Source organism: Pseudomonas sp. GD03858 (genome assembly GCF_029840925.1).
In the GTDB taxonomy this organism is placed as follows: Bacteria; Pseudomonadota; Gammaproteobacteria; order Pseudomonadales; family Pseudomonadaceae; genus Aquipseudomonas.
Window position 1 is genome coordinate 1 of record NZ_JAOCDM010000074.1, and the last position, 26,785, is coordinate 26,785.

19 protein-coding genes are annotated in these 26,785 nt (G+C 64.5%); 12 read left to right on the forward strand and 7 right to left on the reverse strand.

Annotated elements, in window-relative coordinates:
* Positions 1 to 338 (reverse strand): hypothetical protein (locus N5D48_RS17820; RefSeq protein ID WP_279886765.1); only part of this gene is annotated, 338 nt, incomplete at its 3' end.
* A 264-nt stretch (positions 339 to 602) separates the two neighbouring features.
* Between N5D48_RS17820 and N5D48_RS17825 the strand changes: the two genes are divergently transcribed.
* Positions 603 to 5,468, forward strand: coding sequence for an NAD-glutamate dehydrogenase (locus tag N5D48_RS17825; protein ID WP_279886768.1), 4,866 nt, complete (start codon positions 603 to 605; stop codon positions 5,466 to 5,468).
* Positions 5,469 to 5,687: 219 nt separating this feature from the next.
* On the opposite strand, the gene N5D48_RS17830 is transcribed toward N5D48_RS17825, so the two are convergent.
* Complete coding sequence (locus N5D48_RS17830; RefSeq protein ID WP_028692934.1) at positions 5,688 to 6,506, reverse strand: pyruvate, water dikinase regulatory protein; 819 nt, start codon at positions 6,504 to 6,506, stop codon at positions 5,688 to 5,690.
* A gap of 181 nt (positions 6,507 to 6,687) precedes the next feature.
* On the opposite strand from N5D48_RS17830, the gene ppsA reads away from it, so the two are divergent.
* The 8 genes from ppsA to N5D48_RS17870 all read left to right on the forward strand — a co-directional run bounded on the left by ppsA (position 6,688) and on the right by N5D48_RS17870 (position 14,911).
* A complete protein-coding gene (gene ppsA / locus N5D48_RS17835; RefSeq protein WP_279886774.1) occupies positions 6,688 to 9,063 on the forward strand; it encodes a phosphoenolpyruvate synthase in 2,376 nt (791 codons plus the stop codon).
* A 156-nt stretch (positions 9,064 to 9,219) separates the two neighbouring features.
* Positions 9,220 to 10,212 carry an alpha/beta fold hydrolase gene (locus N5D48_RS17840; RefSeq protein ID WP_279886777.1) on the forward strand — a complete coding sequence of 331 codons (993 nt, stop codon included), beginning with the start codon at positions 9,220 to 9,222 and terminating at the stop codon, positions 10,210 to 10,212.
* A gap of 175 nt (positions 10,213 to 10,387) precedes the next feature.
* Positions 10,388 to 10,879: a ribonuclease E activity regulator RraA gene (rraA, locus tag N5D48_RS17845; protein ID WP_279886780.1), complete on the forward strand. Its 492-nt coding sequence runs from the start codon at positions 10,388 to 10,390 to the stop codon at positions 10,877 to 10,879.
* A 25-nt stretch (positions 10,880 to 10,904) separates the two neighbouring features.
* Positions 10,905 to 11,900, forward strand: a complete 996-nt coding sequence (locus tag N5D48_RS17850; RefSeq protein WP_279886783.1) for a zinc transporter ZntB — start codon at positions 10,905 to 10,907, stop codon at positions 11,898 to 11,900.
* Positions 11,901 to 11,989: 89 nt separating this feature from the next.
* Positions 11,990 to 12,253 carry a CrfX protein gene (locus tag N5D48_RS17855; RefSeq protein ID WP_279886785.1) on the forward strand — a complete coding sequence of 88 codons (264 nt, stop codon included), beginning with the start codon at positions 11,990 to 11,992 and terminating at the stop codon, positions 12,251 to 12,253.
* A 2-nt stretch (positions 12,254 to 12,255) separates the two neighbouring features.
* A complete protein-coding gene (locus N5D48_RS17860) occupies positions 12,256 to 13,080 on the forward strand; it encodes a mechanosensitive ion channel domain-containing protein (protein WP_279886787.1) in 825 nt (274 codons plus the stop codon).
* A gap of 113 nt (positions 13,081 to 13,193) precedes the next feature.
* The gene (sigX, locus tag N5D48_RS17865; RefSeq protein WP_050704759.1) at positions 13,194 to 13,760 is read left to right on the forward strand and encodes an RNA polymerase sigma factor SigX; all 567 of its coding nucleotides are present in this window, start codon (positions 13,194 to 13,196) and stop codon (positions 13,758 to 13,760) included.
* 110 nt (positions 13,761 to 13,870) lie between these two features.
* Entirely contained in the window at positions 13,871 to 14,911 is a 1,041-nt protein-coding gene (locus N5D48_RS17870; protein WP_279886788.1) for an OmpA family protein, read from the forward strand.
* A gap of 237 nt (positions 14,912 to 15,148) precedes the next feature.
* On the opposite strand, the gene N5D48_RS17875 is transcribed toward N5D48_RS17870, so the two are convergent.
* The 4 genes from N5D48_RS17875 to N5D48_RS17890 form a co-directional block, all read right to left on the reverse strand.
* Positions 15,149 to 16,819 (reverse strand): bifunctional protein-serine/threonine kinase/phosphatase, encoded by a 1,671-nt coding sequence (locus tag N5D48_RS17875; RefSeq protein ID WP_279886789.1) that lies wholly within the window; start codon positions 16,817 to 16,819, stop codon positions 15,149 to 15,151.
* Entirely contained in the window at positions 16,816 to 18,027 is a 1,212-nt protein-coding gene (locus N5D48_RS17880) for a NarK/NasA family nitrate transporter (RefSeq protein WP_279886790.1), read from the reverse strand. Before N5D48_RS17880 ends, N5D48_RS17875 begins: the two co-directional genes overlap by 4 nt.
* Before the next feature lie 191 nt (positions 18,028 to 18,218).
* The gene (locus tag N5D48_RS17885; protein ID WP_279886793.1) at positions 18,219 to 18,794 is read right to left on the reverse strand and encodes an ANTAR domain-containing protein; all 576 of its coding nucleotides are present in this window, start codon (positions 18,792 to 18,794) and stop codon (positions 18,219 to 18,221) included.
* Between the two features lie 10 nt (positions 18,795 to 18,804).
* On the reverse strand, positions 18,805 to 20,019 hold the full coding sequence (locus N5D48_RS17890) for a CmpA/NrtA family ABC transporter substrate-binding protein (RefSeq protein ID WP_279886796.1): 1,215 nt from the start codon (positions 20,017 to 20,019) through the stop codon (positions 18,805 to 18,807).
* Between the two features lie 125 nt (positions 20,020 to 20,144).
* Here N5D48_RS17890 and N5D48_RS17895 point away from each other — a divergent pair, with 125 nt between their 5' ends.
* Positions 20,145 to 21,167 (forward strand): quinone-dependent dihydroorotate dehydrogenase, encoded by a 1,023-nt coding sequence (locus tag N5D48_RS17895; protein ID WP_279886798.1) that lies wholly within the window; start codon positions 20,145 to 20,147, stop codon positions 21,165 to 21,167.
* Positions 21,168 to 21,292: 125 nt separating this feature from the next.
* Here the strand turns inward: N5D48_RS17895 and N5D48_RS17900 are convergent, their stop codons facing one another.
* Entirely contained in the window at positions 21,293 to 21,508 is a 216-nt protein-coding gene (locus N5D48_RS17900) for a ribosome modulation factor (protein WP_080642046.1), read from the reverse strand.
* Positions 21,509 to 22,059: 551 nt separating this feature from the next.
* On the opposite strand from N5D48_RS17900, the gene rlmKL reads away from it, so the two are divergent.
* Positions 22,060 to 24,252, forward strand: a complete 2,193-nt coding sequence (gene rlmKL / locus N5D48_RS17905; protein ID WP_279886803.1) for a bifunctional 23S rRNA (guanine(2069)-N(7))-methyltransferase RlmK/23S rRNA (guanine(2445)-N(2))-methyltransferase RlmL — start codon at positions 22,060 to 22,062, stop codon at positions 24,250 to 24,252.
* Positions 24,253 to 24,347: 95 nt separating this feature from the next.
* Positions 24,348 to 26,744, forward strand: a complete 2,397-nt coding sequence (locus N5D48_RS17910) for a diguanylate cyclase (RefSeq protein ID WP_279886807.1) — start codon at positions 24,348 to 24,350, stop codon at positions 26,742 to 26,744.
* Positions 26,745 to 26,785 lie beyond the last annotated feature (41 nt).

The window sequence follows — 26,785 nt, forward strand, 5'->3', positions numbered from 1 at the left end:
AACGTCCCGGTCCCGGCGAGGATGTTCTGCAAGGTTTCCTTCACTTCATCCATGTCGGTTCCGGCGCTGGTCAGGATGATCTCCAGCTGTTCATCCCCCTTCAACGCATCACGATCCCCAGCCGCCACCTCGATCAGCAGCCGCTCGGCACTCAGCGTCACCTTCAGCCCATCGAGCGTCGACGGCTCATCATCCAGCGTCAGGTCGACGGTGTCTTCGTCCGGATAACGGGTCAGCAGGAACATCTGCCCCTTGTCGCTGTGGCAGCACAGGGTCGCCATGTTGTCTTCCTCGTCATCGCAGGGGGTGGCGAAGAGCAGAGCGGTTTTCAGTTGCATGGGCGGCTCGGATCAATGGCAAAGGAAAGGAATTCTGACAGCCTTGACGGCCCCGATAAACGTAAAGTTACCGCGCATTGACCGAAATTGTCGCAGCGCTGCAAGCCGAAATGACCGTTCAGTCGTTAAGCTCCCCAGTCGTTGGTCGTGATGCTCATGGCCAACGCCCGGTTTACCGTCCGGCATGTCACGGGTTGGCTATCGTTGATCCGTACACGGCGCACGACGCTTCACCTATAACAAAGCCCAAGCGGAGTACCACAGATGGCGTTCTTCACCGCAGCCAGCAAAGCCGACTTCCAGCATCAACTGCAGACGGCCCTGGCGCAGCACATCAGCGAGCAGTCCCTGCCACAAGTGGCGCTGTTCGCCGAGCAGTTCTTCGGCATCATCTCTCTGGACGAACTCACTCAGCGCAGGCTGTCGGACCTGGCCGGCTGCACGCTGTCCGCCTGGCGCATCATCGAGCGCTTTGACCCCGAGCACCCGCAAGTGCGGGTCTACAACCCTGATTACGAACGCCACGGCTGGCAGTCGACCCACACCGTGGTCGAGGTGCTGCACCACGACCTGCCGTTCCTGGTCGACTCGGTGCGTACCGAGCTCAATCGCCGCGGCTACAGCATCCATACCCTGCAGACCACCGTGCTCAGCGTGCGCCGCGGCGCCAAGGGCGAGTTGGTCGAACTGCTGCCCAAGGGCACCCAGGGCGAAGGCGTCAGCCATGAGTCGCTGATGTACCTGGAGATCGACCGCTGCTCCGGCGCCGCCGAGCTCAACACCCTGACCAAGGAACTGGAGCAGGTGCTGGCCGAGGTGCGTGGTGTGGTCGCCGACTTCGAGCCGATGAAGGCCAAGATCCGCGAGCTGATGGAGCTGGTGGAGCACACCGCTTTCGGGCCGGCGCAGCATGACAAGGGCGAGGTGAAGAGCTTCCTGTCGTGGCTGCTGGACAACCATTTCACCTTCCTCGGCTACGAGGAATTCACCGTCGAATCCGACGCCGACGGCGGCCACCTGGTCTACGACGAGCACTCGTTCCTCGGCCTGGCCCGCCTGCTGCGCGCCGGCCTTGGTGCTGATGACCTGCGTATCGAGGACTACGCCGTCGCCTACCTGCGCGAGCCACGCCTGCTGTCGTTCGCCAAGGCTTCGCAGCCAAGCCGCGTACACCGCCCGGCGTACCCGGACTACGTATCGATCCGCCAGATCGACCAGGACGGCAAGGTCATCAAGGAATGCCGCTTCATGGGCCTGTACACCTCGTCGGTGTATGGCGAGAGCGTGCACACCATCCCGTACATCCGCGGCAAGGTCGCTGAAGTCGAGCGCCGTTCGCACTTCGACCCCAAAGCCCACCTGGGCAAGGAACTGGCCCAGGTGCTCGAGGTGCTGCCGCGCGACGACCTGTTCCAGACCCCGATCGACGAGCTGTTCAGCACCGCCATGTCGATCGTGCAGATCCAGGAGCGCAACAAGATTCGCGTGTTCCTGCGCAAGGACCCGTACGGCCGCTTCTGCTACTGCCTGGCCTACGTGCCGCGTGAGATCTACTCCACCGAAGTGCGGCAGAAGATCCAGCAGGTGCTGATGGAGCGCCTGAAAGCCACCGACTGCGAGTTCTGGACCTTCTTCTCCGAATCGGTGCTGGCTCGTGTGCAGCTGATTCTGCGGGTGGATCCGAAGAATCGCATCGACATCGACCCGCAGCAGCTGGAAAACGAAGTTATCCAGGCCTGTCGCTCGTGGCAGGACGATTACTCGGCGCTGGTGGTCGAGAACTTCGGCGAGGCCCAGGGCACCAACATCCTGGCCGACTTCCCGAAAGGCTTCCCGGCCGGCTACCGCGAGCGCTTTGCCGCGCATTCGGCGGTGGTCGACATGCAGCACGTGCTGAGCCTGTCCGAAGCCAAGCCGTTGGCCATGAGCTTCTACCAGCCGCTCACGCAACTGGGCGAGCGCCAGCTGCACTGCAAGCTGTATCACGCCGATACGCCGCTGGCGCTGTCGGATGTGCTGCCGATCCTGGAAAACCTTGGCTTGCGCGTGCTTGGCGAGTTCCCGTACCGCTTGCGCCATGCCAGCGGCCGTGAGTTCTGGATCCATGATTTCGCCTTCACCTACAGCGAAGGCCTGAACCTCGACATCCAGCAGCTCAACGACACCTTCCAGGACGCCTTCGTCCATATCGTCAAGGGCGACGCCGAAAACGACGCCTTCAACCGCCTGGTGCTGACCGCCGGCCTGCCGTGGCGCGACGTGGCGCTGCTGCGCGCCTATGCCCGCTATCTCAAGCAGATTCGCCTGGGCTTCGACCTGGGCTACATCGCCAGCACCCTGAACAACCACACCGACATCGCCCGCGAGCTGACCCGGTTGTTCAAGACCCGCTTCTACCTGGCGCGCAAGCTGACCCAGGAAGACCTGGATGACAAGCAGCAGCGCCTGGAGCAGGCGATCCTCACCGCCCTGGACGATGTCCAGGTGCTCAACGAAGACCGCATCCTGCGCCGCTACCTGGACCTGATCAAGGCGACCCTGCGCACCAACTTCTATCAGCCTGACGCGAACGGGCTGAACAAGTCGTACTTCAGCTTCAAGTTCAACCCCAAGCTGATCCCCGAGCTGCCCAAGCCGGTGCCGAAGTTCGAAATCTTCGTCTACTCGCCTCGGGTCGAGGGCGTGCACCTGCGCTTCGGCAACGTCGCTCGCGGCGGCCTGCGCTGGTCGGACCGCGAAGAGGACTTCCGCACCGAAGTGCTCGGCCTGGTCAAGGCCCAGCAGGTGAAGAACTCGGTGATCGTGCCGGTCGGCGCCAAGGGCGGCTTCCTGCCGCGTCGCCTGCCGCTGGGCGGCAGCCGCGACGAGATCGCCGCCGAAGGCGTGGCGTGCTACCGCATCTTCATCTCCGGCCTGCTCGACATCACCGACAACCTCAAGGACGGTGGCGTGGTGCCGCCGGCCAACGTGGTGCGCCACGATGACGACGATCCGTACCTGGTGGTCGCGGCGGACAAGGGCACTGCGACCTTCTCCGACATCGCCAACGGCATCGCCATCGACTATGGCTTCTGGCTGGGCGACGCCTTCGCCTCCGGCGGCTCGGCCGGCTACGACCACAAGAAAATGGGCATCACCGCCCGTGGCGCCTGGGTCGGTGTGCAGCGCCACTTCCGCGAGCGCGGCATCAACGTGCAGGAAGACCCGATCACCGTGGTCGGTGTCGGTGACATGGCCGGCGACGTGTTCGGCAACGGCCTGCTGATGTCCGACAAGCTGCAATTGGTGGCTGCGTTCAACCACCTGCACATCTTCATCGACCCGAATCCGGACCCGGCCACCAGCTTCGTCGAGCGCAAACGTCTGTTCGACCTGCCTCGCTCGGCCTGGAGCGACTACGACACCAGCATCATGTCCGAAGGCGGCGGGATCTTCCCGCGCAGCGCCAAGAGCATCGCCATCAGCCCGCAGATGAAGGAACGCTTCGCCATCGAGGCCGACCGCCTGACTCCGACCGAGCTGCTGCACGCACTGCTGCAGGCGCCGGTGGACCTGCTGTGGAACGGTGGTATCGGCACCTACGTCAAGGCCAGCACTGAAAGCCACGCCGATGTCGGCGACAAGGCCAACGACGCCCTGCGCGTCAACGGCAACGAGCTGCGCTGCAAGGTGGTGGGCGAGGGCGGCAACCTGGGCATGACCCAGCTCGGCCGGGTCGAGTTCGGCCTCAACGGCGGCGCCACCAACACCGACTTCATCGACAACGCCGGCGGCGTGGACTGCTCCGACCACGAGGTCAACATCAAGATCCTGCTCAACGAAGTGGTGCAGGGTGGCGACATGACCGAGAAGCAGCGCAACCAGCTGCTGGGCAGCATGACCGACGAAGTCGCCGGGCTCGTGCTGGGCAACAACTACAAGCAGACCCAGGCGCTGTCGCTGGCTGCCCGCCGCGCCCGCGAGCGGATCGCCGAGTACAAGCGCCTGATGGCCGACCTGGAGGCGCGTGGCAAGTTGGACCGCGCCATCGAGTTTCTGCCCACCGAGGAGCAGCTGGCCGAGCGCCTGGCGGCCGGCCAGGGCCTGACCCGCGCCGAGCTGTCGGTGTTGATCTCGTACAGCAAGATCGACCTCAAGGAGCAACTGCTCAAGTCGCTGGTGCCGGACGATGACTACCTGACCCGCGACATGGAAACCGCGTTCCCGCCGTCGCTGGTGAGCAAGTTCGCCGATTCCATGCGTCGTCACCGCCTGAAGCGCGAGATCGTCAGCACCCAGATCGCCAACGACCTGGTCAACAACATGGGCATCACCTTCGTGCAGCGCCTGAAGGAGTCCACCGGCATGAGCCCGGCCAACGTCGCCGGCGCCTACGTGATCGTGCGCGACATCTTCCACCTGCCGCACTGGTTCCGCCAGATCGAGGCGCTGGACTACCAGGTCCCGGCCGAGATCCAGCTGACCCTGATGGACGAGCTGATGCGCCTGGGTCGCCGCGCCACCCGCTGGTTCCTGCGCAGCCGGCGCAACGAGCAGGATGCTGGCCGTGACGTGGCCCACTTCGGGCCGAAGATCGCCCAGTTGGGCCTGAAGCTGGACGAGCTGCTGGAGGGCCCGACCCGTGAGCGCTGGATGGTCCGCTACCAGGGCTTCGTCGAGGCCGGTGTGCCTGAGTTGCTGGCGCGCATGGTCGCCGGCACCAGCCACCTGTACACGCTGCTGCCGATCATCGAGGCCGCCGACGTGACCGGTCACGATCCGGCGCAGGTGGCCAAGGCGTTCTTCGCCGTGGGCAGCTCGCTGGACCTGACCTGGTACCTGCAGGAGATCAGCAACCTGCCGGTGGACAACAACTGGCAGGCTCTGGCCCGCGAGGCGTTCCGCGACGACATCGACCTGCAGCAGCGGGCGATCACCATCTCGGTGCTGCAGATGGCCGATGCCCCGGACGACATGGATGCGCGCGTGGCGCTGTGGTGCGAGCAGCATCGAGTGATGGTCGAGCGCTGGCGCGCCATGCTCGACGACCTGCGCAACGCCACCGGCACCGACTATGCGATGTACGCGGTGGCCAACCGCGAGCTGGTCGACCTGGCGCTGAGCGGGCAGGCGGCGGTAGTACCGTCCTGAGCCTTGCGGTGAGGTAAAAGAAAGCCCCGGCAGTGATGCCGGGGCTTTTTCATATCCACTGCGCAGTCCCTGTAGGAGCGGCCTTGTGTCGCGAAAGGGGGGCGAAGCGCCCCCAAAGATTTGTGCATCAAGCTGATATAGCCGGGGCCGCTATGCGGCCCTTTCGCGACACAAGGCCGCTCCTACAGGGACTGCGCAGGCCTTGAGGGTTATACAGGTCTACTTGAACCGCCGCTCCACGCCTTTCTCCACCAGAATCTTCGCCGAGATCTCCTCCACCGAGAAATGCGTGGAGTTGATGTTGGGGATGTTCTCCCGACGGAACAGGTTCTCCACCTCGCGCACCTCGAACTCGCACTGGGCGAAGCTCGAATAGCGGCTGTTGGGCTTGCGCTCGTGGCGGATGGCGGTCAGGCGGTCGGGGTCGATGGTCAGGCCGAACAGCTTGCTGTGGTGCTTCTTGAGCACCGCCGGCAGTTGCAGGCGCTCCATGTCGTCCTCGGTCAGCGGGTAGTTGGCGGCGCGGATGCCGAACTGCATGGCCATGTACAGGCAGGTCGGGGTCTTGCCGCAGCGCGACACGCCGACCAGGATCAGGTCGGCCTTGTCGTAGTAATGGGTACGTGCGCCGTCGTCGTTGTCGAGGGCGAAGTTGACCGCCTCGATGCGCTCCATGTAGTTGGAATTGCCACCGATCGAGTGGGATTTGCCCACGGAATACGACGAATGGGCGGTCAATTCCTGTTCGAGCGGGGATAAAAACGTCGAGAAGATGTCGATCATGAAGCCATTGGACGTGGCCATGACCTCACGGATGTCCTGGTTGACGATGGTGTCGAAAATGATCGGACGCACTCCGTCGCGCTCGGCCGCGGCGTTGATCTGCTGGACCATGGCCCGGGCCTTGTCCAGCGTATCGATGTAGGGGCGCGTGAATTTATTGAACGGAATGCTCTCGAATTGCGCGAGCAGGCTCTGGCCCAGCGTTTCTGCAGTGATGCCGGTACCGTCGGAGATGAAGAACGCGGTTCGTTTCATTTGCACCTGGGGGCCTTAAGCTGCCGAATGTTTCTGGATATGATAGGTTCGGTTTGCCGAACGCGGTTGCTCGGCATTCTCACTTATTTTCCAGGTCCAGGCCACAAGCGTCCGGCCCAGTCGCAATGCAGGCAGGCGGGCGCCCTTGAGCTTTTCCAATACAGTTAGTGGAGAGATCACCTTGGTAGAGTACGTAGTTTCCCTCGATAAGCTCGGCGTCCATGATGTGGAGCATGTGGGGGGCAAGAACGCATCCCTGGGCGAGATGATCAGCAATCTTGCCGGTGCCGGCGTATCGGTGCCGGGCGGCTTTGCCACTACGGCTCAGGCGTACCGCGACTTCCTCGAGCAGAGCGGCCTGAACGACAAGATTCACGCGGCGCTCGATGCGCTGGACGTCGATGACGTCAACGCCCTGGCCAAGACCGGTGCGCAGATCCGCCAGTGGGTGATGGAGGCCGAGTTCCCGGCCCGCCTGGATGCGGAAATCCGTACCGCCTTCGCCGAAATGTCCAAGGGCAACGACAACATGGCCGTGGCCGTGCGCTCCTCGGCCACCGCCGAAGACCTGCCGGACGCTTCCTTCGCCGGCCAGCAGGAGACCTTCCTCAACATTCGCGGCGTCGACAACGTCATCCGCGCCGCCAAGGAAGTCTTCGCCTCCCTCTTCAACGACCGTGCCATTGCCTACCGCGTGCACCAGGGCTTCGACCACAAGCTGGTCGCCCTGTCCGCCGGCGTGCAGCGCATGGTCCGCTCCGAGACCGGCACCGCTGGTGTGATGTTCACCCTCGACACCGAGTCGGGCTTCCGCGATGTGGTGTTCATCACCGGTGCCTATGGCCTGGGCGAAACCGTGGTACAGGGTGCGGTCAACCCTGACGAATTCTATGTGCACAAGCAGACCTTGCAGGCCGGCCGTCCGGCGATCCTGCGCCGCAACCTGGGCAGCAAGGCGATCAAGATGGTCTATGGCGACGAGGCCAAGGCCGGTCGCTCGGTCAAGACCGTCGAAGTCGATCGCGCCGAGCGCGCGCGCTTCTGCCTGAGCGACGACGAAGTCAACGAGCTGGCCAAGCAGGCGATGATCATCGAGCAGCACTACCAGCGCCCGATGGACATCGAGTGGGCCAAGGATGGCGACGACGGCAAGCTGTACATCGTCCAGGCCCGCCCCGAGACCGTGAAGAGCCGTGCCAGCGCCAATGTCATGGAGCGCTACCTGCTCAAGGAGAAGGGCACCGTGCTGGTCGAAGGTCGCGCCATCGGCCAGCGCATCGGCGCCGGCAAGGTCCGCGTGATCAACGACGTGTCGGAAATGGACAAGGTCCAGCCCGGCGACGTGCTGGTTTCGGACATGACCGACCCGGACTGGGAGCCGGTGATGAAGCGCGCCAGCGCCATCGTCACCAACCGTGGTGGGCGTACCTGTCACGCCGCGATCATCGCCCGTGAGCTGGGTATTCCGGCCGTGGTCGGTTGCGGCAACGCCACCCAGATCCTCAAGGACGGCCAGGGTGTCACCGTATCCTGCGCCGAAGGCGACACTGGCTTCATCTTCGAGGGCGAACTGGGCTTCGACATCAAGCAGAACTCCGTCGATGCCATGCCCGAGCTGCCGTTCAAGATCATGATGAACGTCGGCAACCCGGACCGCGCCTTCGATTTCGCCCAGCTGCCTAACGCCGGCGTGGGCCTGGCACGCCTGGAATTCATCATCAACCGCATGATCGGTGTGCATCCGAAGGCACTGCTCAACTACGCGGGCTTGCCGCCTGAGCTGAAGGAAAGCGTCGACAAGCGCATCGCCGGCTACAACGATCCGGTCGGTTTCTATGTCGAGAAGCTGGTCGAGGGCATCAGCACCCTGGCCGCGGCCTTCTACCCGAAAAAGGTCATCGTGCGCCTGTCGGACTTCAAGTCCAACGAATACGCCAACCTGATCGGCGGCAAACTATACGAGCCGGAAGAAGAGAACCCGATGCTGGGCTTCCGCGGTGCCTCGCGCTACATCAGCGAGTCGTTCCGTGACTGCTTCGAGCTCGAATGCCGCGCACTCAAGCGCGTGCGCAACGAGATGGGCCTGACCAACGTCGAGATCATGGTGCCGTTCGTGCGCACCCTGGGCGAGGCCAGCCAGGTCGTCGACCTGCTTGCCGAGAACGGCCTGGCGCGTGGCGACAATGGCCTGCGCGTGATCATGATGTGCGAGCTGCCGTCCAACGCCTTGCTGGCCGAGGAGTTCCTCGAATACTTCGATGGCTTCTCCATCGGCTCCAACGACCTGACCCAGCTGACCCTGGGCCTGGACCGCGATTCGGGCATCATCGCCCACCTGTTCGATGAACGTAACCCGGCGGTGAAAAAGCTGCTGGCCAACGCAATTGCCGCGTGCAACAAGGCCGGCAAGTACATCGGCATTTGTGGCCAGGGCCCATCGGACCACCCGGACCTGGCCAAGTGGCTGATGGAGCAGGGCATCGAGAGCGTGTCGCTGAACCCAGACTCGGTGCTCGAGACCTGGTTCTTCCTGGCCGAGGGCCAGGGCGCGGCCTGATGTGATCGGCGAGGGCGCGAGACGTCCTCGTGTTAACTGCGTGGGAGCGGGCTTGTCCCGCGATGGCGTCAGCAAGGACACCTCTGTAGTCTGCCCTGACACCATCGCGGGGCAAGCCCGCTCCCACGTTCAAGTCACCTGTTTTTTCGTGAACCCATGCAAAGCAGCTCCACCCAATTTCCCGTCGCGTTGCTCAGTGCCGAGCGCCGCGGCGATCTCAGCGAGGACGTCTATCGGATCAAGGCCGGCAACAGCCCCGATCCGAGCGTCGAGCTGGCCGTCACCCGCCTGGGCCTGGCCGACCAGGACCGCGCCCAGGGGGTGCCGGTCATTCTCCTGCACGGCAGTTTCTCCAACCGACGTTTCTGGTATTCGCCCAAGGGCATCGGCCTGGGCGCCTACCTGGCCCGCGCCGGTTTCGATGTGTGGATCCCGGAGATGCGCGGCCACGGCCTGTCGCCGCGCAACCGCGACTGGCGGCAGAACCGCGTGGCCGACTATGCGCGTTACGACCTGCCGGTGATCGGTGCCTTCGTTCGCGAGCAGGCCGGGCAGGCGCCGCACTGGGTCGGCCACTCGCTGGGCGGCACCACCCTGGCGGCGGCGCTGGGCAGCGGTTGCCTGGACACCGGGCTGGTGGCCAGCGCGGCACTGTTCGGCACCCAGGTCAGCCGGGTCTACTGGCCATTGAAGGTGCCACCCGTGGAGTGGGGCGCCCGTCTGCTACTCAAGCGTTTTGCACAGATCTCCGGCCCGCGGCTCAAGCGCGGCCCGGAAGACGAGCCGATCGGACTGGTGCTGGAGAGCCTGCGCTGGAACGGCCTGTTCGGTCGTTTCGGCGACAAGGAGAAGGACTGGTGGTCGGGCCTGGCGCAGGTCGAGGTAGCGCTGCTGGCGGTGGCCGGGGCCGGCGACTTCCAGGACCCGGTGTGGGCCTGTCGCAAGTTGTTCGAGCAGTTCGGCGGCGACGCCAGGCAGTTTCTGCGCTTGGGGCGCGAGGAGGGCTTCGAAGCCTTCGGACACGTCGACATGTTGGTCAGCAAGGCTGCGCAGGCGCAGGTATGGCCGCTGGTGGAGCGCTGGTTGCGCGATCCGTTGGCGCCGGTGCATGCCTCGACGGCGGTGATGGAGCCGGTGCCTGCCAGTTGATCCCGCGTTGGCTTCTTCGCGGGTTTTGCAACTCGCCTGTGGGAGCGGATTTGTCCGCGAAACGGTCGGAACAGGTAAAAGCAAACTGACTGGCCGGTCCTGGATGACTGCCATGCCTCCTGCGGTGTAGCCTTGCTCCCACATCCGCTTTCGTTGTGACTGACAGGAGTTTCCCATGCAGCATTACGTAACGCCCGACCTGTGCGACGCCTACCCGGACCTGGTGCAAGTGCTCGAACCCATGTTCAGCAACTTCGGCGGCCGCGATTCATTCGGTGGCCAGATCGTCACCATCAAGTGTTTCGAGGACAACTCGCGGGTCAAGGAGCAGGTCGAGCTCGACGGCAAGGGCAAGGTCCTGGTGGTCGACGGCGGTGGCTCGCTGCGCCGTGCGCTGCTGGGTGACATGCTGGCCGAGAAGGCCGCCAAGAACGGCTGGGAAGGTCTGGTGATCTACGGCTGCGTGCGTGACGTCGATGTGCTCATCCAGACCGACGTCGGCGTGCAGGCCCTGGCCAGCCACCCGATGAAGACCGACAAGCGCGGCATCGGCGACCTCAACGTCGCGGTGACCTTCGCCGGGGTGACTTTCCGCCCGGGTGAGTACGTGTACGCCGACAACAATGGCGTGATCGTCTCGCCAAGCCCACTGGAAATGCCCGAGTGACGCGTTGCCTGCTGATGGAGCTTTGATGTTCGAGGAAGACAACGCGCAATGGGGGCTGGTGCATGCCCTGGTGCTCGACGGCAAGGGGGGCGCTCGCTCGATCGCCCGCACCGAGCTGGACGGCTTGCAGCTGCAGGCCGAGGAAAGCCTGTGGCTGCACTGGGATCGCAGCCATCCGCAGACGCGCACCTGGCTGCTGCATGACAGCGGTTTGAGCGAGTTCGCCTGCGACCTGCTGCTGGAGGAAAACACCCGTCCGCGCCTGTTGCCGATGGCCAACGAGCAGATGCTGTTGTTCCTGCGCGGGGTCAACCTCAACCCCGGCGCCGAGCCGGAAGACATGGTCTCGGTGCGCATTTTCGCCGAAGCGCGTCGGGTCATTTCGCTGCGCCTGCGCCCGCTGCGCGCCAGTGACGAAATTCTCCAGCAACTGGACGAGGGCAGGGGGCCGAAATCGGCTTCCGAGCTGTTGCTGCTCATGGGCGAACTGCTCACCGAAAAGGTCCAGGCGCTGGTCAGCGACCTGTCGGAGGCGGTCGATACCGAGGAAGAGAAGGTAGAATCCGACGAACGGTATGCCCCTGAGCAGGGCAGCCTCCAGCAGATCCGTCGCCGCGCCGCTGGCCTGCGTCGTTTTCTCGCCCCGCAGCGCGACATCTACGCCCAGCTCTCGCGCAGCAAGTGCAGCTGGTTTGCCGAAGCGGACGGCGACTACTGGAACGAGCTGAACAACAGCCTGATCCGCTACCTAGAAGAACTGGAGCTGGCCCGCGAGCGGGCCGCGCTGGTGCTGGAAACCGAGGATCGGCGGCGTAGCGAGCGGATGAACCGGACCATGTACCGGTTCGGCATCATCACCTGCATCTTCCTGCCCATGAGCTTTATCACCGGGCTGCTGGGGATCAACGTCGGTGGCATTCCCGGGGCGGAAAACCCCTATGGTTTCCTGTTCGCCTGCACCGTGGTACTGGGGTTGGCGGCGGGGCAGTGGTGGCTGTTCCGTCGACTGCGCTGGGTATGAAATGAGGCATTTTGAAACATTCGTCCCAGTGGCAGGTGTGACCCGTTGCCCGGCGCCCTCGTCTTTGACTGACATTGCGCGAGGTGCCCATGCACGATCCGTTTGAAGAATCCCTGCGCGACCTGCTCAAGGCGTCGCCGTCCGGCCAGGACCGCGACGACGCCGCCTGCCTGGGTCGCGTGCTCAAGACCGCCAACCGCCAGGTCGGCGCGGGCGACCTGTTCAGCCTGCTTGGCCGCTGGAGCCAGGCGCTGCTGATCGCCGTGAACAATGGCTCGGCGCATGTCGCGCCGGTGCGCCGCAACTCTACCCGCAACGCCGCCGTTGGCGGCAAAGCAGATAAGGCCGATTGAATATGGAACTCGATCTCTGGACCCAGAGCCTGGTCACCGCGATGACTGCCCTTTGGACCAAGGTGGCGAACTTCATCCCCAACCTGTTCGGCGCGCTGGTCGTGGTGCTGCTTGGTTTCGTCGTGGCCAAGCTGCTCGATACCCTGTTGTCCAAGGTGCTGGCCAAGTTCGGCCTCGATCGCCTGATGAGCGGTACCGGCCTGACCAAGATGCTCGCTCGGGTTGGGATCCAGGTACCGATCTCGACGCTGATCGGCAAGATCGTCTACTGGTTCGTGCTGTTGATCTTCCTGGTTTCCGCCGCTGAATCCCTGGGCCTTGAGCGTGTCTCGGCGACCCTCGACATGCTCGCCCTGTACCTGCCCAAGGTGTTCGGCGCGGCCCTGGTGCTGCTGGCCGGCGTGCTGCTGGCGCAACTGGTCAACGGCCTGGTGCGCGGCGCCGCCGAGGGCATCGGCCTGGAATACGCCGCGGGTGTCGGGCGCATCGCCCAGGGCCTGGTGATCATCATCAGCATCTCGGTGGCGATCAGCCAGCTGGAGGTCAAGACCGACCTGCTGAACCATGTGATCGTCATCGGATTGATTACCGTTGGTCTGGCAATTGCACTGGCGATGGGTCTGGGCAGCCGGGAAATCGCCGGGCAGATTCTGGCCGGGATTTACGTGCGCGAGTTGTACCAGGTGGGCCAGCAGGTGCGGATTGGCGAGGTCGAAGGGCAGATCGAGGAGATCGGCACGGTCAAGACGACACTGCTGACCGATGATGGCGAACTGGTGTCGCTGTCCAATCGCGAACTGCTCGAGCAGCGCGTGAATAGCCGCTAACCGCACAAAAGCTGTTAATGTATGCCGCCGCGAAAATCGGCCCACGGGGCCAAGCGGCGACATTGACCTGACTGTCGGCCAGATCCGTTTTGAATAAAGTTCATTCGCCGCCCATGCGTTATGACCCCCGGGAGCTCACCGACGAGGAGTTGGTGGCGCGTTCGCATGAGGAGCTGTTTCACGTTACCCGCGCCTATGAGGAACTCATGCGGCGCTACCAGCGCACGCTGTTCAACGTCTGCGCACGGTACTTGGGGAACGACCGGGATGCCGACGATGTCTGTCAGGAGGTAATGCTGAAGGTGCTCTACGGGCTGAAGAACTTCGAGGGCAAATCCAAGTTCAAGACCTGGCTCTACAGCATCACCTACAACGAATGCATCACCCAGTACCGCAAGGAGCGCCGCAAGCGAAGGTTGATGGATGCCTTGAGTCTGGACCCTGTCGAAGAGGCGTCCGAAGACAAGGCTCCGAAACCTGAAGAGAAAGGCGGGCTGGATAAATGGCTGGTGCATGTGAACCCGATCGATCGGGAAATCCTGGTGCTGCGATTTGTCGCAGAGCTGGAATTCCAGGAGATCGCGGACATCATGCACATGGGCCTGAGTGCCACGAAAATGCGTTACAAACGTGCGCTCGACAAGCTTAGAGAGAAATTTGCGGGCCTGGCTGAAACTTAGTGGGCCGCAAATACCTCTAACCAACCGGCAAGTTCTGCTAGACTTGCCGTCGAGTTGTCCCCCGGATGTTGGTGGGACTGCTTAACTATCACCAGATGGGGATTTAACGGATGAAATTGAAAAACACCTTGGGCTTGGCCATTGGCTCTCTCGTAGCCGTGACTTCGCTCGGCGCTCTGGCTCAAGGCCAAGGCGCAGTCGAAATCGAAGGCAACGTCACCAAGCAGTTCTACGACAGCGAGCGTAACTTCAAGAACACCGGCACCAACCCTGGTGTCCGCCTCGGTTACTTCCTGACCGACGACGTCTCCCTGGACCTGGGCTACAACGAGACCCACAACGCTCGTGGTGAAGTCTTCAACAAAGACATCAAAGGCTCCAAGACCAAGCTGGACGCCACCTACCACTTCGGTACCGTCGGCGATGCACTGCGTCCGTACGTTTCCGCTGGTTTCGCTCACGAGAGCCTGGGCCAGGCCACTCGTAGCGGCCGCGACCACTCCACCTTCGCCAACGTCGGTGCTGGCGCCAAGTGGTACATCACCGACATGTTCTTCGCCCGTGCCGGCGTCGAAGCCATGTACAACATCGACAACGGCAACACCGAGTGGGGTCCGACCGTTGGTCTGGGTCTGAACTTCGGTGGCAGCGGCGGCGCCAAGCCGGCTCCTGCTCCGGCTCCAGTTGCCGAAGTCTGCTCCGACAGCGACAACGATGGCGTCTGCGACAACGTCGACAAGTGCCCTGACACCCCAGCCAACGTTACCGTTGACGCTGATGGCTGCCCGGCTGTTGCCGAAGTCGTTCGCGTTGAGCTGGACGTCAAGTTCGACTTCGACAAGTCGGTCGTCAAGCCAAACAGCTACGGCGACATCAAGAACCTGGCTGACTTCATGAAGCAGTACCCACAGACCACCACCACCGTGGAAGGTCACACTGACTCCGTCGGCCCAGACGCTTACAACCAGAAGCTGTCCGAGCGTCGTGCCAACGCTGTCAAGAACGTCCTGACCCAGCAGTACGGCATCGAATCGAGCCGTGTTGACTCGGTTGGCTACGGTGAGACCCGTCCGGTCGCCGACAACGCCACCGATGCTGGCCGCGCCGTCAACCGTCGCGTAGAAGCTCAGGTAGAAGCCCAGGCCAAGTAATTGGTTTGACGCTTCACGAAAAACCCGGCCTTGGCCGGGTTTTTCTTTGTCCGCGATTTCTCGGGACACACCTCGCCCCGCCTTTGTAGGAGCGGCCTTGCCGAGGCGTCGGACCGGCCGGAAAGGGCTGCGTAGCCGCCCCGACAATCGCGCATGATACCGATATCCTTGGGGGCGCTGCGCACCCCTTTCGCGACACGAGGCCGCTCCTACATGGAGCGTCACTCGCCTGCGCGCTCAGCGTTTGAGCAACACCAGCAGCAACAGCATGTTCAACAGTAGCGACACCAACCCAATCGTGCGCCATACCCTCAGCGGCTCGCGCTCCAGCAACGGCCTTGGCCGCTCGTCCAGCTCCTGGCGATCTCCCCGCTCCAGCAGCAGCAACCACTGCTCGGCAGTCTCGAAGCGCTGCGCCGGGTCTGCCGTCACGGCCTGCAACAGGTTGCGCTGCAACCACTCCGGCAAATCCGGGCGGTAGCGCGCCGGGCTCACTGGCGTACCGAAGCGTGGCCGCTGGAACGGCTCGACCTCGCCGTAGGGGTAATGGCCGGTGAGCAGGTAGTAAAGCGTCACGCCCACGGCATACAGGTCTTGACGCGGCCCGGGCGACAGGCCGTCGAAGGCTTCCGGGGCGAGGAACGAGGGCGTGCCGGGCAAGGCATGGGGCTGGTCCTCGGACAGCCCCGGGCAATAGGCCAGACCGAAGTCCAGCACGCGCAACTGGCTGTCGCTGCCCAGATGCAGGTTCTCTGGCTTGATGTCTCGATGCAGCAGGTTGCGCCGGTGCAGCACGCCAACCGCCTGCAGTAGCTGGCGGGCAATCTCCAGCCACTGTGTCAGGGGGAGCGGGCCCTGGCTGGCGAACAGTGCGGCGAGGGTCATACCTGGATACTCGCGCATCAGGTAGTACAGGTGTTGGCGTTGGCCGGCCGGGTGCGTCTCGGGAAAGTGCCGGCCTGCAACCCGGCGCAGGAACCACTCTTCCAGCAGCAGACCCTGGACCGCCTTGGGTTGCGCCTCTGCGCAGTGGGGCAAGGTCTTGAGCAGCCAGGCTTGGCCACGCTCATCCCGCACGCGATAGAGCAGTGACTGGCGGCTTTGACCGAGCATGCCATCGACCTTCCAGCCATCGATCGTTTGCCCGTCGCGCAGGGCACCGGGCAGTGGCCATCGCTGCGACTGCGCCAGGGTGTCGGCGAGGTTAGCCGAGCCCAGCTCATCGACGCGGACCAGCAAGGCGCTGGCATTGTCCTGGCTGCCACAGAGATGGGCGGCGGCCACCAGGGTATCGGCGGCTTCCTGCAGGTCGGGCTGTTCACGCAGGATCGACTGGATGTGCCTGTCGCCCAGGCTGGCCCAGACACCATCGCTGAGCAGCAGGAAGCACTCGCCTTCGTGCAGGTCGCCTTCCAGATAATCCACCAGCAACTGTTGGTCCAGGCCCAGCGCGCGCTTGAGCACGTGCTGCATGCCCGGTTGGTCCCACACATGGTCTTCGCTCAGGCATTGCAGGCGCCCGGCGCTCCAGCGGTAGAGGCGGCAATCACCGACATGGGCGAGGGTGAAGCGTCGCCCGCGCAACACCAGGGCGCTGAGGGTGGTCAGCAGGGGTTGTCCATTGCCCTGGGCGCGCAGCCAGCGGTTCTGCGCCAGCAGCAGGCGGTCCAGGGCCTGGGCCACGGTCCAGGTGGCAGGCGTGGCGTAGTAGTCCAGCGCCAGCGCCTGCAGGCTGGCCCGCGCCGCCAGGCCGCCGTCGGCGCACTGGCTGACGCCGTCGGCGAGGGCGAACAGGTAGCCTTTGCTGGCGGCCAGTTCCGCCGCGGGGGTGACCAGGCGCAGGGCGTCCTGGTTTTCCTCCCGCGGTCCGGTGGCGCTGGCCTGGGCGAAGCTCAGGCGCAGGCTCATACCCGCGCGGCGGTGATCGCCGCCGAGCCCCAGGTGGTGCGCCAGCGCTGCTTGACGCCATGCAGGCCGAACCAGGCCAGCAGGCCCAGGCTGGCGAACAGCCACAAGCCCAGTTGGTAGTCGCCGGTGTGCTGCTTGATGGCGCCAAGCCCGGCGGCGAGCAAGAAACCACCGATGCCGCCGGCCATGCCAATCAGCCCGGTCATCACCCCGATCTCCTGGCGGAAGCGTTGTGGCACCAGCTGGAACACCGCGCCATTGCCGGCGCCGAGCCCCAGCATGGCGCTGACGAACAGTGCCAGCGCGGCGGTCGCGCTGGGCAGGTTGAAGCCGACCGCGGCGATGCACACGGCAGCCACGCCGTACATCGCCAGCAAGGTGCGGATGCCGCCGTGACGGTCGGCCAGGGCGCCACCGAGCGGGCGCATCAGGCTGCCGGCGAATACGCAGGCGGCGGTGTAGTAGCCGGCCGTCACCGGGCTCAGGCCGTACTGGTCGCTGAAATAGCCGGGCAGGGCGCTGGCCAGGCCGATGAAGCCGCCGAAGGTCACGCTGTAGAAGAACATGAACCACCAGCTGTCGCGGTCACCCAGGGCCTTGAGGTAGTCGGCCATGGCCTTGGGCTGTGGCCGCTGCGGAGCATTGCGCGCCAGCAGGGCGAACAGCGCCAGGGTCAGCAGCAGCGGCAGCAGGGCGAAGCCGAACACATTGTTCCAGCCGAAGCCCGCCGCCAGGGCCGGGGCCAGCAGCGCGGCGAACACCGTGCCGGAGTTGCCGGCACCGGCGATGCCCATGGCCTTGCCTTGATGCTGGGGTGGATACCATTGCGAGGCCAGCGGCAGGGACACGGCGAACGAGGCGCCGGCGAAACCGAGGAACACGCCCAGCAACAGTGCTTGTTCGTAGCTGTTTACGCCCAGGTGCCAGGCGCAGGCCAGGGCGACGATCACCACCACCTGGCCGATCAGCCCTGCTGTCTTGGGCGACAGGCGATCGACCAGCAGCCCCATGGCGAAGCGCAGGATCGCCCCGGCAAGGATCGGCGTGGCCACCATCAGGCCCCGTTGCTGGGCGGTGAGCTGCAGGTCGGCGGCGATCTGCACCGCCAGAGGGCCGAGCAGGTACCAGACCATGAAGCTCAGGTCGAAGTACAGGAAGGCGGCGAACAGGGTGGGCACATGCCCGGATTTCCAGAAGCTCGTATTCATCGAACACCTCGCAGGGCGCACAGCACAGTGGCGGAAACGAAAAGACGCCGCTGCCCGGTCCAGGATCGTGGACAGGGAGCGACGTCTTTGTCGGGGCTAGGGGGCAACCGCCGTTGGCTGCCTGTCGATCTGTCGATCTGTCGAGCAAGAGCCGGGCCAAGTCCGACCGCTGCGCGTCGCGTTCTGCGCACCTACCCCAGCATCTGCGACATGGCGATGATCTGCTCCGCCACCTGGATCAGCTTCTGCTGCCGACTCATGGCCTGGCGGCGCATCAGGGTGTAGGCCTGTTCCTCGTTGCAGTCCTTCATCTTCATCAACAGGCCTTTGGCCTGCTCGATGCGCTTGCGCTCGGCCAGTTGCTGGTCGCGGGCCAGCAACTGGGCCCTGAGCGACTGATCGCTTTCGAAACGGGCCATGGCCACGTCGAGGATCGGTTGCAGGCGCGCAGCGTGGATGCCTTCGACGATATAGGCGCTGACCCCGGCCTGGATCGCCTGGCGCATCACCCCGGGGTCGTGCTCGTCGGTGAACAGCACGATGGGGCGAGGGTGGTCGCGGCTGACTACTACCACCTGTTCCATCACATCGCGACCGGGTGACTCGGTATCGATCAGCACCACGTCCGGGCGCACCGTTTCGATACAGGCAGGCAGGTCGATGCTCAGGCTGCCGGCTTCGATCACATCGAAGCCGGCCTCGCCCAGCGCGGCCTTGAGGCGGCCGACTTTCTTTTCGGTGTCGTCGATCAGCAGGATGCGCATCATGTCCAGACCCTCAACGATTGGCACGCCGGTCGGGCGCCGCGTCCAGCGCGTGCAGTGAGAAGCTGCGGGCATAGCCGTGAGGGTCGCTGCCATCCCAGCGGCCGCCGTCGATCAGCAGACTGCTGCGCATGGGCGGATATGCGCAGGGCACATCCAAGGCCTCGGCGGCTTCGCGGTACAGCGCCAGTTGTTGGACCTGGCTGGCCACGGTCAGGTAGTCGGGGTCTTCGCGCAACAACCCCCAGCGGCGGAACTGGGTCATGAACCACATGCCGTCGGACAGATAGGGCAGGTTCGCCCGGCCTTGGTCGAACAGGCGCAAACCGTGCGGGTCGTGCCAGCGATTGCCCAGGCCATCCTGGTAGTCGCCGAGCAGGCGTGGCTCGATGCTGCTGATGGGAGTGTCCAGGTAGGCACTGCCACTGAGCAACTGCGCAGCGCCACGCCGGTTTTCCTGGTTTTGCTCGATGAAGCGAGCGGCGGCGAGTATCGCCTTGATCAATGCCCGCGCGCTGTTGGGATAGCACTCGACGAACGCTTTGGCGCAGGCCAGCACCTTTTCCGGGTGATCTGGCCAGATCGATTGGCTGGTGGCGAGGGTAAAGCCCTGGCCGCGGGCAATGGCGTGCGCCGCCCACGGCTCGCCCACGCAGAAGCCGTCGATGCGCCCGGCCTGCAGGTGGGCAGCCATCTGCGCCGGAGGCACCACTACGCTGGTCACGTCGCGCAGCGGATGGATGCCCTGACTGGCCAGCCAGTAGTACAGCCACATGGCGTGGGTGCCGGTGGGAAAGGTCTGGGCGAAGGTTAAACGTGCGCCACCCTGGTGCACCAGCCGCGTCAGTGCCTCGGGGCTGGTCACGCTTTTGCGTTGCAGGGCGAGGGACAGGTTGATGGCCTGGGCATTCTGGTTCAGCCCCATGAGCACCGCCATGTCGCTGGCTGGTCCGCCACCGATCCCCAGATGCACGGCATAGGCCAGGCCGTACAGGCAGTGGGCCGCGTCCAGCTCGCCACTGACCAGCTTGTCGCGCATGCCCGCCCAGGAGGCCTGGCGTCGCAGATTCAGGGTCAGGCCCTGTTGCTGGGCGAAGCCCTGGGTGGCGGCGACCACCACCGAGGCGCAGTCGGTCAGGGCCATGAAGCCGATATCCAGGCTGGGCTTTTCCGGCGCGTCGCTGCCGTTGACCCAGGCCAGGGGCCGTGTCGGGAGGGGTGTGTTCACGGGGATCCTCGGTCGTTGGCAAAGGTTGCATGCAGCCGATGCTGCAACCCATGTGCCATGGCCCTGTCGCCCGGGCGGCGCGCTGGCTATAATCGCCCCCTCACTCACCGCGAGTCCGCCCGCCCATGTATACCCTGGCCCGCCAGCTGCTGTTCAAGCTCTCCCCGGAAACCTCCCACGACCTGTCGCTGGACCTGATCGGCGCCGGTGGCCGCCTGGGCCTCAACGGCTTGCTGTGCAAGCAGCCGGCGGCGTTGCCGGTGACGGTCATGGGCTTGAACTTCGCCAACCCGGTCGGCCTGGCCGCGGGCCTGGACAAGAACGGCGCGGCCATCGACGGTTTCGCCCAGCTGGGCTTCGGCTTCGTCGAGATCGGCACCGTGACGCCGCGTCCGCAGCCGGGCAACCCGAAGCCGCGGCTGTTCCGCCTGCCCGAGGCCACCGCGATCATCAATCGCATGGGCTTCAACAACCTGGGTGTCGACCACCTGCTGGCGCGGGTGCGCGCTGCGCGCTATGACGGTGTGCTGGGCATCAACATCGGCAAGAACTTCGACACGCCGGTCGAGCGGGCACAGGACGATTACCTGATCTGCCTGGAAAAGGTCTACAACGACGCCAGCTACATTACCGTCAATGTCAGCTCTCCCAATACGCCAGGGCTGCGCACGCTGCAGTTCGGCGACTCGCTCAAGCAACTGCTTGATGCCTTGGCCGAGCGTCGTGAGCAACTGGCATCGGCCAATGGCAAGCGTGTGCCGCTGGCGATCAAGATCGCACCGGACATGAGCGACGAGGAAACCGCGCTGGTGGCGGCCGCGCTGGTCGAGTCGGGGATGGATGCGGTGATCGCGACCAACACTACTTTGGGCCGTGAAGGCGTCGAGGGCCTGCCGTTTGGCGGGGAGGCGGGCGGTCTGTCCGGCGCTCCGGTGCTGGAAAAGAGCACTCACATCGTGAAGGTGCTGGCGAGCGAGCTGGGCGGCAAGCTGCCGATCATCGCCGCCGGTGGTATCACCGAAGGCCGTCATGCGGCAGAAAAGATCGCCGTTGGCGCGAGCCTGGTGCAGATCTATTCGGGGTTCATCTACAAAGGGCCGACGCTGATCCGCGAGGCAGTGGATGCCATTGCCGCGATGCAGAGGTGATCTCAAGGGCGCTTTCGCGGGTACAAATCGACTACATAAAAAAGGGGTCCCTCAAGGGACCCCCTGGGCCGTAGCCCGCCGCCCGGATGGGGCGCGCATGGGTAACTCGAATTCAGTGTCCTCGTTCAGCCAACGGCGTGATTTTCGTTGAGTCTCTGGATGCCAGCGGTGCCGGTCATGCCGTCCCAGTTATCGCCGCGACCTTCGCGCCAGCCGTTGATCCAGGCTTGGCGTACAGAGGGTAGATTGAAGGGGCAAAGCTCGCGGGATTTGCCGGTGACCCCATACTGGTAGCCACGTGAATATGCTCTTTCCAACGGATCACGCTTAAGTCTTCTCATAGGGTGTTGCCCTCACTTGTTGACTGTAATGTCCCGTCGACCTCTCCGAGGCCGGGCAGAATCGCTCTGCCGGTGTGCGCCCGCTGCCGGCGTCGCGGGCTGGAAGTGCCACCCCATTGCGAGGTGGCCTGAGACCAGTTCTAACGAATGCGGGTCACAGTGTGAATGATCGATTTGTCATAAGGACGTAACCTTTCCGAGGGTGAAAGGATAAGTAAATAAATGCGACTCAACCTTGTTTGCCGTTGAGCCCGCTATGATCAGGGTTTAGTGATTCCTGACGTCATTTGGCCAGCGTTGCTGGATGATGACAGTAATATTTGGTAATGCGACGAAGGGTCACATCTGGATCCCTCGTCCACGAAATTTTCACACTGCTCGACGATCCAACGCATTTCCGCCAGCCGGCGAGTGCCAGGAACGTTGGGTGGCCTGGCTTGGCGAGATGGCTCGCCGGCCACCCGTGCGCCTGCTGGAAGGGCGTGCGGGCAAACATCGGCAGGTCGATGCGTCGACCTGTCACTTACCTAGCCCAAGGCTCTGGATTGCTCATGTCGGACCGTTTCGAACTCTACCTCACCTGCCCCAAAGGCCTTGAAGGCCTGCTCGCCGAAGAGGCCCGCAGCCTGGGCCTGGACGAAGTGCGTGAACACACCTCGGCCATCCGCGGCGCCGCCGACATGGAAACCGCCTATCGCCTGTGCCTGTGGTCGCGCCTGGCCAACCGCGTGCTGCTGGTGCTCAAGCGTTTTTCGATGAAGAACGCCGACGACCTGTACGATGGCGTGCAGACGGTCGACTGGGCCGATCACCTGGCCGCCGACGGCACCCTGGCGGTGGAGTTCAGCGGCCATGGCTCGGGTATCGACAATACGCATTTCGGCGCACTCAAGGTCAAGGATGCGATCGTCGACAAGCTGCGTAACCGTGAGGGCTTGCGTCCGTCGGTGGAGAAGGTCGATCCGGATGTGCGCGTGCACCTGCGCCTGGACCGTGGCGAGGCGATCCTGTCCCTCGATCTTTCCGGCCACAGCCTGCACCAGCGCGGCTATCGCCTGCAGCAGGGCGCCGCGCCGCTGAAGGAAAACCTTGCCGCTGCGGTGCTGATCCGCGCCGGGTGGCCGCGCATCGCCGCCCAGGGTGGCGCCCTGGCCGACCCGATGTGCGGTGTGGGTACGTTCCTGGTCGAGGCGGCGATGATCGCCGCCGACATCGCTCCCAACCTCAAGCGCGAGCGCTGGGGCTTCAGCGCCTGGCTCGGCCATGTGCCGGCGTTGTGGCGCAAGGTGCATGACGAAGCCCAGGCCCGGGCGCAGGCTGGCCTGGCCAAGCCACCGCTGTGGATCCGTGGCTATGAAGCCGACCCACGGCTGATCCAGCCGGGGCGCAACAACGTCGAGCGTGCCGGCCTGGGTGACTGGGTGAAGATCTACCAGGGCGAGGTCGCCAGTTTCGAGCCGCGTCCGGACCAGAACCAGAAAGGCCTGGTGATCAGCAACCCGCCTTATGGCGAACGCCTGGGCGACGAGGCCAGCCTGCTGTACCTCTACCAGAACCTCGGCGAGCGCCTGCGCCAGGCCTGCATGGGCTGGGAAGCGGCAGTGTTCACCGGCGCGCCGGAGCTGGGCAAGCGCATGGGCATTCGCAGCCACAAGCAGTACGCCTTCTGGAACGGCGCGCTGCCGTGCAAGCTGTTGCTGTTCAAGGTGCAGCCCGACCAGTTCGTTACCGGCGAACGTCGCCAGGCCGAGACGGGCGAGGGTGAGCCGGGCCGCCAGGCGCCGCTCGCCAGCGAGCCGGCGCGTCTGTCCGAGGGCGCGCAGATGTTCGCCAACCGACTGCAGAAGAACTTCAAGCAGTTGGGCAAGTGGGCGCGCCGCGAGCAGGTCGATTGCTATCGCGTCTACGATGCCGACATGCCCGAGTACGCCCTGGCGGTCGACCTGTACCACGATTGGGTGCATGTACAGGAGTACGCCGCGCCGCGTTCGGTCGATCCGGACAAGGCCCAGGCCCGCCTGCTTGACGCGCTGGCGGCGATCCCCCAGGCGCTGGGCGTCGACCCGCAGCGGGTGGTGCTCAAGCGCCGTGAGCGGCAGAGCGGCACGCGCCAGTACGAGCGCCAGGCCACCGAGGGGCGCTTCCAGGAGGTGAGCGAAGGTGGCGTCAAGCTGCTGGTCAACCTTACCGACTACCTGGACACCGGGCTGTTCCTCGACCACCGCCCGATGCGCATGCGTATCCAGCGCGAGGCGGCCGGCAAGCGCTTCCTCAACCTGTTCTGCTACACCGCCACGGCTACCGCGCACGCGGCCAAGGGCGGCGCGCGCAGCACCACCAGCGTCGACCTGTCCAAGACCTACCTGGACTGGGCGCGGCGCAACCTGTCGCTGAATGGCTTCTCCGAGCGCAATCGCCTGGAACAGGGCGATGTCATGGCCTGGCTGCAGAACGCCCAGGACAGCTACGACCTGATCTTCATCGACCCGCCGACCTTCTCCAACTCCAAGCGCATGGAAGGGGTGTTCGATGTGCAGCGCGACCATGTCGAGCTGCTCGACCTGGCCATGGCTCGCCTGGCGCCGGGCGGGGTGCTGTATTTCTCCAACAACTTCCGCAAGTTCCAGCTCGACGAGCACCTGGCGACGCGCTATGTGGTGGAGGAGATCAGCGCCCAGACCCTGGATCCGGACTTCGCCCGCAACAGCCGCATTCACCGCGCCTGGCAACTGCGTCTGCGCTGAGCCGACGAGGTACATGGCATGGTGGCTGGCCAGTGGCTATAAAGCAGTACAGGGCGGGACCATACGCAGGACGCTGACGTTGCCGAGAGTCCTCTATGTCTGACCCAGGTGAACCTGCGAAGCGCCTTGGCCTGTTCGGTGGCCCGCTGCCGGCCTGGGGTGTGGCCCTGACGGCGCTGGTTGCCGGGGTGCTGCTCACGGCGGCGTTGGCCCTGGCCGCCCAGGGTTTCTACAAGCAGCAGCTGCGCCAGCGCTTCGAACTGCTGGCCAGCGAGCGGCATAGCCGCATTGCCGAGCGCTTCGAGGAGCAGGAACAGCGCCTGGACAGCCTGCGTCGCTTCTTCAGCTATTCCAGCGAAATCACACCGGCCGAGTTCGATGGCTACGCCCGCCCGCTGCTGCACCGCACCCAGGCCTACTCCTGGGCACCGCGGGTCGCCGCCGGGCAGCGCGAGGCTTTCGAGCAGGGAGCCAGTGCCTGGTTGCGCCAGCCTTACCAGATCCGCGACCGCAACGCCGAAGGCGGCTGGCAGCCTGCCCCCGCACGGGATTACTACTACCCGGTGCTTTACACGCAGGCGGCGAGCAAGCAGGGGCAGCCCTATGGGCTTGACCTGCGCGGCCAGCCCCTGCGCGAGGCGACCCTGTCCAGGGCCATGAGCCCCGGCAGCATGGCGGTATCGGCGCCACTGGACATGCTCGATGTCGAGCCGGCCTACACCCGCGGTCTGTTGCTGGTCGCCCCGGTGTTCGCCGATTCGGCGCCTGTCGGTGGTCCGCCGACAGGCTATGTCATGGCGCTGTTGAGCCTGCATCAGTTGATTGCCGAAAGTCTGCCGACCGTCGCGGACGACAATCTGGTGATGCGCATTCGCGATATGTCCACCGAAGGGGGCCATGAGGTGCTGTTCGACTCGGGCACATCGCCGGCGCGGATCGCGCTTACGGGCAGCTACCTGCTGCACTTGGCCGATCATGATTACCAGCTCGACATTCGCCCCAGCCCGGGATTTCTCGCGGCCAACCAGTCCACGGCGGTCCCGGTGGTGATCCTGTTGGGCGGCATGCTCAGCGTGCTGCTGGCGACCTTGTTCTATAGCCTGTTCAGTCAGCGCCAGCGAGCGCTGAGCCTGGTTGCCCGGCGCACGGCCGAGTTGCAGGTCAGCGAACAGTCACTGCGCGAGACTCATAACCAGCTGCGCAGCGTGCTCGATGCCGCGACCCAGGTGGCGATCATCGCCACCAGCCTGCGCGGGGTGATTGGCACGTTCAATGCTGGTGCCGAGCGGATGCTCGGGTTTAGTGCCGGTGAGGCGTTGGGCCGACTGCGTCTGGAGGATCTGGTCCAGCCTGACGAGCTGCGCCAGCGCGCCCATGCCTTGAGCGTGCGCTATGGCCGTGAAATCGGTGCTGGCCAGGCGATGTTCGCGGAAACCGCGCAGGAGGGGGGGGGCGAACCTGCCGACTGGACGCTGGTGCGCAAGGACGGCAGCCATCTGTTGGCGAACATGCTGGTGACGGCGGTGCTGGATGAGCAGGGGCTGTGGGTGGGCTACCTGGCGATCTGCATCGATGTCACCGAACGGCGCCGCGTGCATGAGGCACTGGCGGTTCGTGACCGTTTGCTGGAGAAACTCAGCGCCGAGGTGCCCGGTGGCATCTATCAGTACCGCCTGGATGTCGACGGGCATTCCTGTTTCCCCTACGCCAGCGCTGGCCTGCACGATATCTACGAGGTCGATCTTGCCCTGTTGCGCGAGGATGCCGCAGCGGTGTTCGAACGAATCCACCCCGACGATCTGGAGCGGGTGCGTCGGTCGGTGCTTTATTCCGCCGAGCACCTGACTCCCTGGCGCGAGGAGTACCGCGTGTGCCTGCCCAAGGCGGGGCTGCGCTGGGTGCGCGGCGAGGCGACGCCGGAAGTTGGCGATCAGGATTGCACGCTCTGGCATGGTTACCTGACGGACATTTCCGATCTCAAGCGAGTGGAAGAGGAGCTGCGGGCGCTGTCGATCACCGATGCGCTGACGGGTATTCATAACCGGCGCTTTTTCCAGGAGCGCTTGCGTGGCGAGTTGGACCGGGCGCAGCGTGATGGCCTGGAGCTGGCGGTGATCATGCTTGATATCGATCACTTCAAGCAGATCAACGATCAGTTCGGGCATGCGGTGGGGGATCGTGTGCTGCGTAGTTTGTGTCAGCGGATCGGGCAGCGGTTGCGGCGCACCGATGTGTTCTGTCGGCTGGGTGGGGAGGAGTTCATGGTGTTGTGTCCGGGGAGCAATGCCGATCAGGCGCGGTTGCTGGCGCTGGAGTTGTGGCAGGGGGTGCGGAGTTTGCCGGTGGATGGTGTGGGGCGGGTGACGGCGAGTTTTGGCGTGGCGGGGTGGAGGGCTGGGGAGGGGGCGGATGCGTTGTTGTTGCGGGCGGATGCGGGGGTGTATGCGGCCAAGCAGGCGGGGCGGGATCGGGTCGAGGTGGAATTGCCTTGAGAGACGGGGCTATTTGATTGTTGGTTATTGGTTATTGGTTA

What these genes read in the sequence shown, in the direction of transcription:
- N5D48_RS17825 (WP_279886768.1), top strand. Translation starts at nt 603, where the DNA reads ATGGCGTTCTTCACCGCAGCCAGCAAAGCCGACTTCCAGCATCAACTG.
- N5D48_RS17830 (WP_028692934.1), bottom strand. Translation starts at nt 6,506, where the DNA reads ATGAAACGAACCGCGTTCTTCATCTCCGACGGTACCGGCATCACTGCA.
- N5D48_RS17840 (WP_279886777.1), top strand. Translation starts at nt 9,220, where the DNA reads ATGCAAAGCAGCTCCACCCAATTTCCCGTCGCGTTGCTCAGTGCCGAG.
- rraA (WP_279886780.1), top strand. Translation starts at nt 10,388, where the DNA reads ATGCAGCATTACGTAACGCCCGACCTGTGCGACGCCTACCCGGACCTG.
- N5D48_RS17850 (WP_279886783.1), top strand. Translation starts at nt 10,905, where the DNA reads ATGTTCGAGGAAGACAACGCGCAATGGGGGCTGGTGCATGCCCTGGTG.
- N5D48_RS17855 (WP_279886785.1), top strand. Translation starts at nt 11,990, where the DNA reads ATGCACGATCCGTTTGAAGAATCCCTGCGCGACCTGCTCAAGGCGTCG.
- N5D48_RS17860 (WP_279886787.1), top strand. Translation starts at nt 12,256, where the DNA reads ATGGAACTCGATCTCTGGACCCAGAGCCTGGTCACCGCGATGACTGCC.
- sigX (WP_050704759.1), top strand. Translation starts at nt 13,194, where the DNA reads ATGCGTTATGACCCCCGGGAGCTCACCGACGAGGAGTTGGTGGCGCGT.
- N5D48_RS17870 (WP_279886788.1), top strand. Translation starts at nt 13,871, where the DNA reads ATGAAATTGAAAAACACCTTGGGCTTGGCCATTGGCTCTCTCGTAGCC.
- N5D48_RS17875 (WP_279886789.1), bottom strand. Translation starts at nt 16,819, where the DNA reads ATGAGCCTGCGCCTGAGCTTCGCCCAGGCCAGCGCCACCGGACCGCGG.
- N5D48_RS17880 (WP_279886790.1), bottom strand. Translation starts at nt 18,027, where the DNA reads ATGAATACGAGCTTCTGGAAATCCGGGCATGTGCCCACCCTGTTCGCC.
- N5D48_RS17885 (WP_279886793.1), bottom strand. Translation starts at nt 18,794, where the DNA reads ATGATGCGCATCCTGCTGATCGACGACACCGAAAAGAAAGTCGGCCGC.
- N5D48_RS17895 (WP_279886798.1), top strand. Translation starts at nt 20,145, where the DNA reads ATGTATACCCTGGCCCGCCAGCTGCTGTTCAAGCTCTCCCCGGAAACC.
- N5D48_RS17900 (WP_080642046.1), bottom strand. Translation starts at nt 21,508, where the DNA reads ATGAGAAGACTTAAGCGTGATCCGTTGGAAAGAGCATATTCACGTGGC.
- rlmKL (WP_279886803.1), top strand. Translation starts at nt 22,060, where the DNA reads ATGTCGGACCGTTTCGAACTCTACCTCACCTGCCCCAAAGGCCTTGAA.
- N5D48_RS17910 (WP_279886807.1), top strand. Translation starts at nt 24,348, where the DNA reads ATGTCTGACCCAGGTGAACCTGCGAAGCGCCTTGGCCTGTTCGGTGGC.